Annotated in this window: 4 protein-coding genes; all 4 read left to right on the top strand. The window is 63.9% G+C overall.

Annotation, left to right across the window (positions count from 1 at the left end; genetic code table 11):
- Positions 1–84, top strand: an 84-nt coding sequence (locus PspCFBP13509_RS31875) for a hypothetical protein (protein WP_242001108.1), incomplete at its 5' end; no start/stop codon positions are given.
- Complete coding sequence (gene gspF / locus PspCFBP13509_RS28765) at positions 84–1,295, top strand: type II secretion system inner membrane protein GspF (RefSeq protein WP_137213020.1); 1,212 nt, start codon at positions 84–86, stop codon at positions 1,293–1,295. The genes PspCFBP13509_RS31875 and gspF, both read left to right, overlap by 1 nt.
- A 517-nt stretch (positions 1,296–1,812) precedes the next feature.
- Complete coding sequence (locus PspCFBP13509_RS28760) at positions 1,813–2,997, top strand: substrate-binding domain-containing protein (RefSeq protein ID WP_027607538.1); 1,185 nt, start codon at positions 1,813–1,815, stop codon at positions 2,995–2,997.
- A gap of 205 nt (positions 2,998–3,202) precedes the next feature.
- On the top strand, positions 3,203–15,451 hold the full coding sequence (locus PspCFBP13509_RS28755) for a filamentous hemagglutinin family protein (RefSeq protein ID WP_137213019.1): 12,249 nt from the start codon (positions 3,203–3,205) through the stop codon (positions 15,449–15,451).
- Positions 15,452–15,525 lie beyond the last annotated feature (74 nt).

The raw sequence follows: 15,525 nt of genomic DNA, 5'->3' as shown, positions 1-15,525 counted from the left end.
AGCATGCGTGAAGACGGCGAGCGCTGGGTGCGCAGCGGCGCCACCGCGCCCGAAGAAATCCTGCGCGTGACACGGGACGCCTGATGAATCGCTATCGCTATGAAGCCGCCGATGCCAGCGGCAAAGTCGAGGCCGGGCACCTGGAGGCCGACAGCCAGAGCGGGGCATTTGCCGTGCTGCGCAGCCGTGGCCTGACCGCGCTGCTGGTGCAGGTCGAGGGCGGTCAGCAAAGCGCCGCCGGCAGCAGCCTGTTCAGCGCCAAGCTGTCGGACAACGACCTGGCCTGGGCCACGCGGCAACTGGCGAGCCTGCTCGGCGCCAGCCTGCCCCTGGAGGCGGCATTAAGCGCCACGGTGGAACAGGCGGAGAAAAAACACATCGCCCAGACCCTGGCCGCCGTGCGTGCCGATGTACGCGGCGGCATGCGTCTGGCGGATGCCTTGGCGGCACGGCCACGGGACTTTCCGTCGATCTACCGCGCACTGATCGCGGCGGGGGAGGAGTCCGGCGACCTGGCCCAGGTGATGGAACGCCTGGCCGACTACATCGAGGAGCGCAACAACCTGCGCGGCAAGATCCTCACCGCCTTTATCTACCCCGGTGTGGTCGGGCTGGTGTCCATCGGCATCGTGATTTTTTTGCTCAGCTACGTGGTGCCCCAGGTGGTCAGCGCGTTTTCCCAGGCGCGCCAGGATCTGCCCGGGCTGACATTGGCGATGCTCAACGCCAGCGACTTTATCCGCGCGTGGGGCTGGCTGTGTTTCGGCGGGATTGTCGGTGGGCTCTGGGGCTGGCGCCTGTACCTGCGTAATCCGGTGGCGCGCTTGAACTGGCACAGCCGCGTGCTGCGCCTGCCGCTGATCGGGCGTTTTGTGCTGGGCCTGAACACCGCGCGCTTTGCCTCGACCCTGGCGATTCTCGGCGGTGCCGGGGTGCCGTTGCTGCGGGCCCTGGAAGCGGCGCGGCAAACCCTCTCCAATGAGCGCCTGAGCCAATGCGTCAACGATGCCACGGCCAAGGTGCGTGAGGGCGTCAACCTGGCCCCGGCACTGGCGGTGGAAAAAGTCTTCCCGCCGGTGCTGATCCACCTGATCGCCAGTGGCGAAAAAACCGGCTCGCTGCCACCGATGCTGGAGCGGGCGGCGCAGACCTTGTCGCGGGATATCGAACGGCGGGCCATGGGCATGACCGCGTTGCTGGAACCGTTGATGATCGTAGTGATGGGCGCGGTGGTGTTGGTGATTGTGATGGCGGTGCTGTTGCCGATCATCGAGATCAACCAACTGGTGACCTGAACACACCAAAAAACCAATGTGGAAGGGGGCTACACCCTGATAGCCATGGATATTTACACAACTTTCAGAGACGGGTGAGTTCCTCTGTGGTGAGCGGGCTTGCCCCGCGCCGGGCTGCGAAGCAGCCCCAGTAAAGCAGAATGCGGTGTATCAGAAACTCTGCTGAGGCTGGTTTTGGGGCAGGCCGATATCGCCGGCTCCCAACCTCGGGTTCCTCATTCCGTCACATCCAGGCCCTGCGCCACAGCCCGCGCCGCCTTGACTAAACCCACGCTGAAACCTCGCTGTCACCTGCCGCCAAACCGCTCAAAACCATGACCAAAACACCCGAGAATCTTTTTAAAAATCAAGCCCTTCCTCCCGAGGTTTTTTCCTTTTGCTGTCATCGGAAACTGCGAAATTTCCTACCCATGGCCTCACCCCTCGCCACCCCCGAGACACGGCCTGGGACCGAAGCCATGGCGTCATGCAAGAGCCATCTACCCCAACGTACAAACACGACGAAAGGAGATTCTTCATGTTTAAGCGCAACGTTCTCGCGGTATCCATGACCCTCGCCGCACTGTGCTCGGCACAGGCTGCAATGGCTGACATCAACGGCGGCGGTGCCACCCTGCCACAAGCGCTGTACCAGACCTCCGGCGTGCTGACGGCCGGTTTCGCCCAGTACATCGGTGTCGGCAGCGGCAACGGCAAGGCAGCCTTCCTGAACAATGACTACACCAAGTTCCAGGCGGGCGTGACGAACAAGAACGTGCACTGGGCCGGCAGCGACTCCAAGCTGAGCGCCACTGAGTTGTCGACCTACGCCTCTGCCAAGCAACCGACCTGGGGCAAGTTGATCCAGGTGCCATCGGTGGGGACTTCGGTTGCCATTCCTTTCAATAAAAGCGGTTCCGCCGCTGTAGACCTGAGCGTTCAAGAGTTGTGCGGCGTGTTCTCGGGCCGTATCAATACCTGGGACGGGATTTCCGGTTCTGGCCGTACCGGTCCGATCGTTGTGGTTTATCGCAGCGAAAGCAGTGGCACCACTGAGCTGTTCACCCGTTTCCTGAATGCCAAGTGCAACGCAGAAACAGGCAACTTCGCCGTCACCACCACCTTCGGCACCAGTTTCTCCGGTGGCTTGCCTGCCGGCGCCGTTGCTGCTACTGGCAGCCAAGGTGTAATGACTGCCCTGGCCGCCGGCGATGGTCGCATCACCTACATGAGCCCGGACTTCGCCGCCCCGACATTGGCCGGCCTGGACGACGCCACCAAAGTGGCTCGCGTGGGCAAAAACGTCGCCACCAACACCCAGGGCGTTTCGCCTGCCGCCGCCAACGTGTCTGCCGCCATCGGCGCAGTACCGGTACCGGCTGCCGCTGATCGTTCCAACCCGGACGCCTGGGTTCCAGTCTTCGGTCCGGACAACACCGCCGGTGTACAGCCTTACCCAACCTCGGGCTACCCGATCCTGGGCTTTACCAACCTGATCTTCAGCCAGTGCTACGCCGATGCCACCCAGACCAGCCAAGTGCGTGATTTCTTCACCAAGCACTACGGCGCCTCCAATAACAACGATGCAGCCATCACCGCCAACGCTTTCGTTCCGCTGCCAACCGCTTGGAAAGCCACCGTTCGCGCCAGCTTCCTGACCGCGAGCAACGCCCTGAGCATCGGCAACACCAACGTCTGCAACGGTATCGGTCGCCCGCTGTAACCCTCGCTTTCAACGACCTGCACCACCTGATCAGCAACGGCCTGTGCCGTTGCTGATTTTTGCGTTTGTGCGGTTTTTCGAGCCGTTAACAGCCCTATATGAACTTTGCGTGACAGAAGTTCAGTCCCGTCCCTCGCCAACCGCCTAACCCTCATACGTGAGCCTGTCTTGCTCCCTGCGTGATAACAAAGAAGGAAGATCCCCGATGGTCCGCTGCAAATCGCCGGTTAACCTGAAAGCCCAAGAAACTGTGCTGCGCCTCAAGCCCCTGGCCCAGGCCATCGCCTTGTTGATGGTGGCGGGCAATGCCCATGCGGCCACGGCGTTCAGTTCCAGCTGGTTTGCCGATAAAGGTGCGACCCAGGCGGCGACGGCGGCGCGGATCAGTGCCGGGCAGGTGCAGGGGATTCCTTCGCTGAACCAGCAGGCGCGGGTCAACCAGCAGTTGGCGCGTTCCATCAGCACTTTGAACACCAGCGTCGCGGCGATTGCGGCACAGCAGGCAGCACAAGCGGCGGGGCGTCAGGCGGCGTTTGGCCAAGTCTCGACGATTCCAGACGGCCTCGGCAAAGGTGGCCTGCAGGTGGATAACAGCCTGACCCAGGGCTGGACCAACGCCAAGGGCCCGGTGCAGACCCAGGCCGGCGGCAAGACCACGGTGACCATCGAACAGACCGCCGACAAGGCCATCCTCAATTGGGAAACCTTCAACGTCGGGCGCAACACCAGCGTCGACTTCCAGCAGCAGTCGAGCTGGGCCGTGCTCAACCGCGTCAACGACCCGAATGCGCGCCCGAGCGAAATCCAGGGCCAGATCAACGGCGCCGGTACGGTGATGATCGTGAACCGCAACGGCGTGGTGTTCAGTGGCACCAGCCAGGTCAACGTGCGCAATCTGGTGGCGGCGGCGGCGAACATCACCGATGAGCAGTTCACCCAGCGCGGTATCTACGTGGACGCCACCGGCACCCAGCCGACCTTCACTGACGCGGCCGGCAAGGTCGAGGTGCAGCGCGGCGCATTGATCCAGACCCACAACCCCGCCACCTCCACCGACGCCGGCGGCTATGCCTTGCTGCTGGGCTCGGAAGTGGAAAACGCCGGTACCCTCACTACCGCCAAGGGCCAGACCACCCTGGCCGCCGGCGACAGCTTTTACATCCGCAAGGGTGTCGGCACCACCGGCAATGACCGCTCCACCACCCGTGGCAATGAAGTGGCCACCAGCCTCAAGGCCGGCAGCAGCGCAGGCAAGGTCAGCAACACGGGCCTGATCATGGCGTCCACCGGTGACATCACCCTGACCGGGCACCAGGTGCAGCAAAATGGCGTGGCCTTGGCCAGCACGTCAGTGGACACCCGTGGCACCATCCATTTGCTAAATTCCGCTACCGACACCACCGGCAGCGTGACCCTTGGGGAGGGCAGCACCACCGCGATCCTGCTCGACAGCAGCGGCAGCACCGCGCTCAACGGCCAGAAGGACAACGGCCTGATCAAGCTCGACGGCACGCCCGCCAACCTGATCACCGGCCAGTTCAACAACCTCAGCGCCGTGGCCGACCGCACCGACCAATCACGCATCGAGATCGTCAGCGGCGGCACGGTGGACTTCCAGAAAGGCTCGATCACCCTGGCTACCGGTGGGCAGGTCGCGGTCAGTGCCACCGGGCGCAGCCTGGTACGCGACGGGGCGATGATCGATGTCTCCGGGGCGGTCGGTGTCAAGGTGTCGATGGAATCCAACAACATCAAGATCAACGTACAGGGCAACGAGCAGCGCGACGCACCGGTCAACCGTGACGATGGGCAGTTGATCAATAACGATGTGTGGGTCGACCTGCGCGAGCTGGTGTTTGTGCCCGCAGGCACCAACGGCTATGCGACGGATCGCTGGTACACCGCTGGCGGCTTGCTGGAAGTGGGCGGCTACCTGGGCACCCAAGGCCACTCGGTGGGCGAGTGGATGGCCCAGGGCGGTACCGTGACGTTTACCGGCAAGGACGTGGTGACCCAGAAGGACGCGCAGATCAACCTGTCGGGCGGCACCGTGGATGTGCAGGCCGGCTATATCCAGCAGACCTGGCTCAAGGGCCCGGATGGGCGCTTGTATGAGCTGTCCAACGCGCCGGGCGACATTCTCTATTCCGGGTTCTACAAGGGGTATGAAGACACCAGCAAGCGCTGGGGCCAGACCGATTACTACTACAACCCGATGATCGCCAAGCAGCGTCGTTATGAGAGCGGTTACACGGTGGGCCGCGATGCCGGCAAGCTGGTGATCGGTACCACCAGCGCGGTGCTCGAGGGCCAGGTGATCAGTGACGTGTTCCAGGGCGATCGCCAGACCCAGGCGCCGAACATCAACCTCGACGGTTACCAGCAGTCGCAGAAGGCCATGGCCCAGCGCGCGCAATTGATCATTGGCGGCTACACGCCTATCTACAACAAGACCACCGGCACCCTGCGCTATGCCTTGGGCGCAAACGCGGACGAGGTATTGATCGAGGGCGGTACGCAAAAAATCGCCGATGGCCTGGACCTCACCACCGCGCTGCCCGCGGACCGCCAGGGCAAGATGGTTCTCGACAGCGACCAGCTCAATGGCTATCAGTTGGGCGCGATCAAGGTCGCGGCCAAGCAGCAGGTCACCGTCAACGGAGCGCTCAAGGTGGCCGATGGCGGCGATATCACCCTGTTCGGGCCAAGGGTCGACATCAACGCCCACCTCACGGCCCACGGCGGCAGCCTCAACGCGGGCAATATCCTCAGCCAGGTCGACCCGCTTCAAGGCGGTGCGGTAGGCGACAGCATCCTCAACGGCAGCGGCACGCTGAACGTGGCCAGCGGGGTCACGCTGGATGCCACCGGGCGCTGGAACAATCTGCTGCTGGATCCGGCCAACAGCAGCGGCTTGGCCTATGTGAACGGCGGCAAGGTGTCGCTGCGCAGCACTGGCGGTGTGAACCTGGCGGCCGGCAGCGTGGTGGACACTTCCTCCGGTGGCACCCTCGGCTTGGATGGCAAGCTCAACGGTGGCAAGGGCGGCGACGTGACCTTGGCGTCTCTCGGTACCCTGGGTTTGGACGGCGAGATTCGCGGTTATGGCGTGAGCGGTGGCGGCACCCTGGCGTTGCAGGCGCGCAAAGTACAGATCGGCGACAGCGCCACGGCGCCCGATGTTGGCACCGTGCAACTGGCGGGGGATTTTTTCAACAAGGGCTTCTCGGCCTATGACATCACCGGCAATGAAGGGCTGCTGGTCACGGACGGTACCCAGGTCGACGTCACGACGCCGGTCTACCGTATTGGCGAGCAGACCTCGGCCGCTGCCACGGGCAGCGACCCGGCCACCGCCCTTGAACGCTGGACGCCGGCGCTGTACCAGGAAGACGCCGCCAAAGGCGTACTGACCCAGCGCCGTGGCGCTAGCCTGACCTTGACCGCCGGCAATCTGAATTCCACGGCGGCTGAACTGGCCACCACGGCCTTGAGCGTGGGGCAGGGCGCGGTGATCACTGTCGACCCAGGCCAGGCCATCAACCTGCGCAGCGTCGGCCAGTTGACCATGAACGGCAGCCTCAACGCCTGGGGCGGCAGCGTCAGCCTGGGCGGCCTGACGGCGACGGGCTCGGAAGCGGCCAACGCCGCCGGCCATAGCCGTTCGATCTGGGTGGGTGAAAACGCGCTGATCGACGTGGCGTCGCGTGCGGTCACGGCGGTGAGCAACCGTGGCAATGTCTACGGCCAGGTGCGCAATGGTGGCACCATCAGCATCGGCGGCGATATCAACCTGGCCACCGGCATCGCCAAGGCCAGTGACCTGTTTGTGGTGGTGCGCGACGGCGCGCGCCTGGACGCGTCCGGTGCCCAGGCGATGCTGGATGTTCCCGGCCAGGGCCGCGTGCCGATGGCCAGCAATGGCGGCAGCATCAGCTTTGCGTCGAACAACGGCCTGTACCTGGACGGCAGCTTTGTTGCCCGCGCGGGTGGCGCAGGTGCTGCGGGCGGTAGTCTGGCCCTGGCCCTGGAAAGCCCGTATTACCTCAAGGCCGGCGTCAACGACAGTGTGCTCAAGGTGCGTGAACTGGTGCTCAGCCAGACCCATCAAGCCAGCCCGACTTCCAGCCTCGAGTACGGCCATGGCCGCCTCGGCGTGGACCAGGTCAGCGCCGGCGGGTTTGACAACCTGGCGCTGCTCAGCAACGGCTTGCTGAGTTTCGACGGTGACGTGTCGTTGAACATGGGCCAGAGCCTGCGCCTGTACGGTGGCAGCTATAACCTCAGTGAAAACGCGGCGGCCAGTTCGCGGGTCAACCTGTCGGCGCCATACCTGCTGTTGGCCGGCATCCTCGCGCCGGCAGAATCCGGCAAGGAAGCCTATACCCGCGCGGTGCCGGTGTTGCCCAATCCCTCCGCGCTGGCCACGACGGCGCAGTTCAACGCCAACGCCAACCTGATCGACGTGCGTGGCAATGTGGTGTTCGGCAACAAGAGCTATCTGTTGCGGCCCGACAACAGCCAGGCCAGCCTCGAACGGCGGGGGTTTGATGATGTGCAACTGACCAGCCAGGGCGACTTGCGCTTCCTGGCGGGGGCGGGGGCAGATGTGATTGCCCAGGGCATCAGCACGCAATTAGTGACCAGTGGTGACATGACCCTGCGCGCGGCGCAGTTGTATCCGGCGACTGAGGTCGGCGCCCGGGTACTGGCGGGCTATCTGAATAATGCTGCCAGCAATGACACAGGCTTCAATTACGATCCGACACGCACCCTGACCATCGCACGCACCGCCAATAGCAATGCCGCCATGCCTTACTCGGCCTTTGGTCGTCTGCAATTGGGCGGGCCCACCATCAAGCAGGGCGGCGTGGTGCGTGCGCCACTGGGGTTGATCGAGATTGGCAACCTGGGCTCTACCAACGTGCAACTGCTGCCGGGCAGCCTCACGTCGGTGAGTGGCAAGGGCCTGGTATTGCCTTACGGCGGTACCGTGGATGGCCAGATCTACAAGTACAACGGCAAGACAGTGACGTTTATCGGCCAGGGTGGCGGCAACAGTGCGGGCAGCCTGAACGTTGGGGTGATTCTCGGTGGCCAGCAGTTGACGGTGCTGCCGCAGGCGACGGTGGATCTGTCCGGCGGTGGCGAACTGCTCGGCGCCGGATTTATTTCCGGGCGCGGGGGCTCTACCGATGCACGTTACAACCCACTGGTTCAGTTCGGTGCGAACGGCGGGTTTGTACTGCCGGGTCTGAGCACCAACCCCATCTATGCGATTGTGCCGGGCGTGCAACCGGGCTATGCCCCGGTGGCGCCGGAAGGTGGCGCGGTCGATCCGTTGATCGGCCAGCAGATCACAATCGGCGCCGGCGTGCCGGGCCTGGCGGCCGGCACCTATACCCTGATGCCGTCCACCTATGCGTTGATGCCTGGGGCTTTCCGGCTCGAGATCAACGGCCTGGCCGGGTTGGGCACCGACGGTGCGACCCAGGCGTTGCGCAATGGCTCATGGGCCACGGCAGGGCGCTTGTCCATCGCCAATACCGGTATCAGCAACAGTACGGCCAGCCAGGTAATTCTCACGTCGGCCGATAGGTTGCGTCGTTACTCCCAATACAACGAAACCGGCTACGCACAGTTCGCCGTGGCCGACGCCACCAGGCTTGGTGTACCTCGGGCACTGCTGCCGGTGGATGCCAAGACCCTGCAACTGGCCCTGCGGCCAGGCGCAGGTGCGGATGCCTTTTCGTTCCAGGGGATCGGCCGCTTCGAGGCCGCTGACGGCGGTTACGGCGGTACCGTATCGCTGATCAACGAAGAAAAGGGCAGCTTGGGAAGGGGCATCGAAATTGTCGCGGCAGGCAACGCGGCTACCGCCAATTTCAAAGGCATTACGGTGGATGCGGACAGCCTGAATGCAATGGGCGCGGCTCGCCTGCTGATCGGTGGAATGACCTATGTCACGTACGGCCAGGGTGGCAACTACATCAACCTCCCCAGCAGCATCATCAGTTCCATCATCCTGCGCGACGGCGCGAAACTGGCGGCACCGGAGGTATTACTGGTGACCTCCACCGGAAAAATTACGCTCGAACAAGGCGCCTCGATCAACACGATAGGCCAGGGCAAGGCCAGCTACGACGCACGTGACGGTTTTATCTACAACCTGAGCAATGTGCTGGCAGTGTCCAACGGTTTGCTCAACGTAATCGCCGCGCCGTCATTGGGCGAAGTCATCAGTGGGGGCATCCAGTTAGGCGTGTGCAACAGCGCGCCCTGCAGCGGCCAGACAGCCCTGTATTCCGAAGGCAGCATCGTTACCTTGACCGACAGCTCCCTGCAGATGGGCGATGAGGTGCGCTATGGCACCCGCCACCTGAACCTGGGCGTGTCCAGCATCAACGTCGGCAGCCCCGAAGCCCTGGCCGCTGCAGCCGCCAACAATCGCCTGCCGGTGGGTATGACCCTCAACCAGCAAGTGCTGGAACGCCTGCTGCGCGGCGACACCCAATTCGGCGCCCCGGCCCTGGAAACCCTGCAACTGTCGGCGCGTGACAGCTTTAACTTCTACGGCACCACCACCCTGGACACTTATGACGCCGTGACCGGCAAGTCGTTGCTGAGCAACCTGATGCTGTCCACGCCGGCGATCTACGGCTCTGGCGGCTTGAACGACGTGGCGACTATCCACACCGCCAATCTGATCTGGCAAGGTGCCGTCGCGCCGCCTGTGGCGGCGGTGACCGGCGGTGCCGGCAGCGGCAGCGGGCGCCTGGACATCAATGCCGAGCGTATCGAATTCGGCTATGGGGATTTTGCCCAGCCGAGCACGACCAATACCTTCGACCGCCTCGCCCTGGGCTTTACCAACGTCAACCTCAATGCCAGTGAGCGCATCACCGCCAACCACAAGGGCAGTCTCTCGGTGTACCAGAGCCAGGGCGCGTTTGATGCGATCAAGGGCTTTGCCTACAGCGGCGGCAACCTGAATATCCTCACGCCGCTGATGACCGGTGAGGCCGGTTCGGTCAACCGTATTACCGCTGGTGGTGCAATTGATGTGAGCGCTTCGCAGGGCACGGTGGGCAAGGTGGACGGTATCGGCGGCGAGTTGTCGTTGCAGGGCGACAGCCTGCGCCTGGCCAGTGCCGTGGTACTGCCCAGCGGCAAGGTGACCTTGGGTGCCCGTGGCGATGTGGTGCTGACCGACGTCGCATCGATTGATGTGGCAGGCCGTGCCATCCCCTTCAACGACCTGACCAAGTACAGCGCGGGAGGTGAAGTGCTGCTGGAAAGCCGCGCAGGTAATGTGCTGCAGGCGGCCGGTTCGACCATCGACCTGTCGGCGCAGCACAACCAGGCGGGCCGGTTGCGCGCAGTGGCCGTGGACGGCGCGGCGGGCATCGTCGACCTGTCGGGCAAAATCGTCGCCGGCAGCAGCGGTTACTACGATGCTGGCGGCACGCTGGTGCCGTACCTGGCCGGTTCGGTTGAAATCCAGGCCCAGCGGCTGGCTGCCAGTGGCACCCTGAGCGACCAGTTCGCCGCGCTCAACCAGCGCCTCAATCAGGGCCAGGTCTATGGTGCGCGCAGCTTCCAGCTCAAGCAGGGCGACCTGACCATCGGCAACGACGTCAAGGCCAACAACGTCAACGTCTCGATCGACAACGGCAGCCTGCGCGTGACCGGCCTGGTAGATGCCAGCGGTGAGCGCGTGGGCAGCATCAACCTGGCCGCGAAAAACGGCCTGACCCTCGACGGCAGCGCCGTGCTGGACGCCCATGGCACGCAATTACGCGTGGACAGCTACGGCAAGATCATCGACTCGCCCAACCGCGCCATCGTGGTCCTCAGCTCTGGCCAAGGCCAGTTGACCCTGGCCAATGGCGCGCGCATCGACCTGCGCCATGGCACCGAGGCCGCGACCGGCAATGACGGGCGCAACCGTGGCACGCTGGAGCTCAATGCGCCGCGCGTGGGCGGCGATGACATCGCCATTGACGCCAGTGGGCAGTTGACTATCCAAGGCGCGCGTTCGATCGCCCTCAATGGCATGAGAACCTACGACGATGCCCCGACCAAAACTGACGAAACCCCCAACGGGCGCCCCTACCAAGTTATTGATCAGGACTACCTCAAGAAAGTCGTCGATCCATCCAATAAGGATTTCATCAATGCCGCGCGCGTTAACAACAACTTGCTGCAAAAGCTCGCCGGCTTGAACAACGCCACCTACGGCGATGTTTTCCACCTGCGCCCCGGTGTGGAAATCATCAGCAAAACCCCGGACGGCGACCTGGTGGTGCAGGGCGATCTGGACCTCTCCAGCTATCGCTACGCCAGCCTCAAATCAACGGCCAAGACCGAGTCCGGCAGCCTGACCCTGCGCGCCGGTGGCGACCTGAATATCTATGGCAGCATCAACGACGGTTTTGCCGCGCCACCGCCCACCGACGATGACAATGGCTGGGTGCTGCGCGCCGGTATCGACTACACCGGCGGCACCGTGGTGGTACCGGGCAGCGGCGTGACCCTGGAGATGGGCACTGTGTTCCCTGCGGGCGCTGCGCTTAATTTCGATGTACTGACCAACCCCCTGTTTCTGCCGGCGGGCACCCGATTGCCCGTCGCGGCTACGCTCAAACAACCGTTGGTACTCCCGGCGGGTACGGTGTTGGCGGCGGCTGTTCGGGATGCCTCGGGCAATGTGCTGTTCGCGGCGGGCACGTTGCTGACTCAGAGCCAGACCCTCGCCATCGGCAGTGTCCTGGATGCCGGCAGCCTGTTGAGCACGTCAGCCAGTGTCGACGGCTTGATCTGGCCCAAGGGCGTGCCATTGGCCACCAAGGTGACGCTGACCGCCAGCCAAGCGCTGCCCCGGGGCGCCCTGTTGCCGTCGGGGACAGACGTGAAGCTGCCGGGCGGCGTGGAGTCGGTGACGTTGCGTGACGCCGGCCATCCAGGCAAGAACTGGGCAATTGCTCCCATGCTGGAGGAGGGTGCGCAGTCGTGGTCGATTCGCCTGGTTGCGGGGGCCGACACCGAGGCAGCCGACAGTCGCCTGCTGCAACCGCATCCGGTAAGCGGCAATCTGCGCTTGGCGGACAGTCACTATGGGACGTTCGGGAAAGGAACCCAGGTCTGGACCGAGGAGGGCTCTAAGGAGTGGTTCGGCGATGAAAGCATGGTGGGCCAACCGGTTGATTTCGACGCAATACAATACCCGGGTATATGTGACGATCTCCCGGACTACTGCGTTACCAGTGGTGAGGACTACACGCTGCTGGTGGGTGGCAGCACTCGCTTCAGCGTAATCCGCACCGGCGCTGCAGACCTTGACCTGCTGGCCGCCGGCAACCTGAGCATGGAGTCGCTGTTCGGGGTCTATACCGCGGGCAGTTCGTCCACCGGCACCTCGGCCAACGATCCTTATAACCTCAAGCGCGCCGTGGGCAGCAACAACAAGGTGCTGGGTAACGCGGGGGGCAACGAGAAGCTGGTCGATGGGGGAACGGGCAGCCTGTACCGTGCCTGGTATCCGGACACTGGCGGCAACTTGCTGCTTAAAGTGGGCGGCAACCTGACGGGCAATATCACCAGCCCGGCGCAGAATGGCGTTGGTCGTCCGGTACCCAGCGACCAAGGCCAGGATTCCGCCAACGTCGGCAACTGGCTGTGGCGTCAGGGCAACGGCCTCAGTGGCAGCCAGGCGCAAGCCACCGCCTGGTGGATCAACTTTGGTTCCTACGTCGCCAGCGACCGCTCGGACCAGATGGTCGGGTTCACCGGGTTTGGCACCCTGGGAGGCGGCAACCTGAATGTTGATGTGGGTGGCGATGCAGGACTCATCAGCCCTGTCTCTTCAACAGCTCTGAACGTCAGTCGCCGTAGCCAAGGCCTGGTACTGGCAGTCGGCAGCACCGGTCGGGTCGGGGCCGATGGCAGTGTGCAACTGACGGGTGGCGGTGATCTGAACCTGCGGGTCGGCGGAGCGGTTAACCCCGCCAGCCAGACCTTCGCAGACCACCTCAATGGTGCGCTGGTGAACCTGCGTGGGCACGTGCAATTGACCGGTGGCGCCCTGGGCAGCCTGACGCTGCGTTATGGCAACCGGTTCACAGACCAGAGCCCCAGCGAAGTGCGCGCCTACGATCCTTTGCGTTCCACTTCGGCCATGGCCTCGGGTGGTTTGAGCCTATTGCCGGGCGACGCCACTTTCGGCCTGTCCACCCGTGGCGACCTGGTGTTGCAGGACGTCGCCGACCCTGGGCGCGCGCCGCAGATGAACGCCTTGACCTTCGTCAATAAGGGGGTCAACGGGATCGGACAAAGCTGGTTCAGCTTGTGGACCGACCGCACAGCAGTGGACCTGTTCTCTGCCGGGGGCAACCTCACGCCGCTGACCCAGACCCTGGAAACCGATATGGCGGCGGTCTATCCCGCGACATTGCGTGCGGTTGCGGCTAACGGCAGTCTCTATTACGGCAGCGCCTCGACCAGTAATCCTGGCACCGTGCAGCCGCTCAGGGCGTTGGTACTCGCACCTTCGTCCAATGGACAACTGGAATTGCTGGCCGGGGATTCGATCTCCGGCGGCGATCTGACGATCAGCCGCTCCAGTGCAGCACCCAATAGCCTGGCGACTATTCTGCGTCCGGCCTTCGCCGGTTTCCTGACGGATCAAAAAACGGCAATAGTGGGCAGTGGCAATCTTTCCAGCGATGGCAACATTGCAACCTTGACGGTTTCCCCGCTGTTTGCCTTTGGCCCCAACACCGCCAGCATGGCTTGGGGTGATGCCCTGGAGCCCGCGCGTTTCTATGCGCTGAACGGGGACCTGCTGGGCGTCAATAGTGGGCGCGCCCTCACGATCACGGGGGTGGGTGACGCTCGGTTCGGGCAAACCTTTTACGAAGGCGCAGGCCCGGTATGGATGCAAGCCGGACGCGATATTGTCGGCAGCGGCACGCGCTTGAGCGGTGCCAGCGCAGGTGTCACGGATACGGGGCAATACACCTTTACCGGCAACCTGTTCGTGCACAACAGCCCCACCGATATCTCCATCGCCAGCGCTGGCCGCGACATCCTCTACAGCAGCTTTAACGTTGCCGGCCCCGGTACCCTGGAACTGACGGCGGGGCGCAACATCCAGATGGAAGACAAAGTCGCGGTGAACAGCCTGGGTGCTGTGGCGGCGGGCGACAGCCGCCCTGGCGCAAGCATCGTCATGCAAGCCGGCATGGGCCCCAATGGCCCGGATTACCGCCGCTTCGTCGAGGCCTACCTGAACCCCGCCAACCTGGCGCAAGCGGGTGAATCCCTGCAAGGCGCCAAGGTGGCCAAGACTTACGAAAACGAGCTGGTTACCTGGCTCACCGAACGCTTCGGCTTCGCCGGCGACAGCGAACAGGCGCGGACCTACTACGCCGCACTGCCCGCTGAACAACAACGGATCTTCGCCCGCGACGTGTACTTTGCCGAACTCAAGGCCGCCGGCCGTGAGTACAACCAGGACGGCAGTGTGCGCCAGGGCAGCTATGTGCGTGGTCGTGCCGCGATTGCCCGGTTGTTCCCCGAGACCGACGTGGCCGGCAACCCGATCACCTACAAAGGCGACATCACGATGTTCGGCGGCGCGGGCGTGCACACCAACTTCGGTGGCTCGATCCAGATGCTCACGCCGGGTGGCCGCCAGACGTTCGGCATCGAAGGCGCCGCACCGCCGTCCACGGCTGGGGTGATCACCCAGGGCGCTGGAGATATCCAACTGTACTCCCTGGGCAGCATCCTGCTTGGCCAGAGCCGCATCATGACCACCTTCGGCGGCTCGATCATGGCCTGGACCAGCGAGGGCGACATCAACGCCGGTCGTGGCTCCAAGACCACCGTGGTGTACACGCCGCCCAAGCGCGTCTATGACAACTGGGGCAACGTGAGCCTGTCGCCGTCGGTACCGAGCACGGGGGCGGGGATCGCCACGCTCAACCCGATCCCGGAAGTGCCGGCGGGGGATATCGACCTGATCGCGCCGATGGGCACCATCGATGCGGGCGAGGCGGGGATTCGGGTGTCGGGTAACGTCAACATCGCCGCCCTGCGGGTGGTGAACGCGGCGAACATCCAGACCCAGGGCAAGTCGTCCGGGGTGCCGGTGTCGGCCACCGTCAACACCGGCGCCATGAGCTCGGCCAGCGCAGCGGGGGCGGCGGCGTCCCAGGCCGCAGAAGACGCGGCGCGCAGCCAGCAGGCGGCGGCCAAAAAGGGCCGGCCGTCGATCATGACCGTGGAGGTGCTGAGCCTGGGCACCGAGCCGCTGTCGCGTGAACCGGAACCTCGGAAAACCTCGGGCTACAACCCCGACAGCCCGGTGCAGGTGCTGGGCGCGGGGTCGCTGAGTGAACAGGCGCGGGCGCGGTTGACGGATGAGGAGCGTAAGCAGATCAGTTTGTAGAACTTCAGAAGGACCTCTCGATGTACCGTTCGGGGCGATCAGTGATCGCCCCATTTTTTTGCGCAAGCAGAAGG

The sequence above is a fragment of the Pseudomonas sp. CFBP13509 genome, assembly GCF_005233485.1.
GTDB classification, from domain to species: domain Bacteria; phylum Pseudomonadota; class Gammaproteobacteria; order Pseudomonadales; family Pseudomonadaceae; genus Aquipseudomonas; species Aquipseudomonas marginalis.
Note: the sequence above shows the minus strand (reverse complement) of the source record. Positions and strands in the feature narration are given on the sequence as shown.

What these genes read in the sequence shown, in the direction of transcription:
- PspCFBP13509_RS28755 (WP_137213019.1), top strand. Translation starts at nt 3,203, where the DNA reads ATGGTCCGCTGCAAATCGCCGGTTAACCTGAAAGCCCAAGAAACTGTG.
- gspF (WP_137213020.1), top strand. Translation starts at nt 84, where the DNA reads ATGAATCGCTATCGCTATGAAGCCGCCGATGCCAGCGGCAAAGTCGAG.
- PspCFBP13509_RS28760 (WP_027607538.1), top strand. Translation starts at nt 1,813, where the DNA reads ATGTTTAAGCGCAACGTTCTCGCGGTATCCATGACCCTCGCCGCACTG.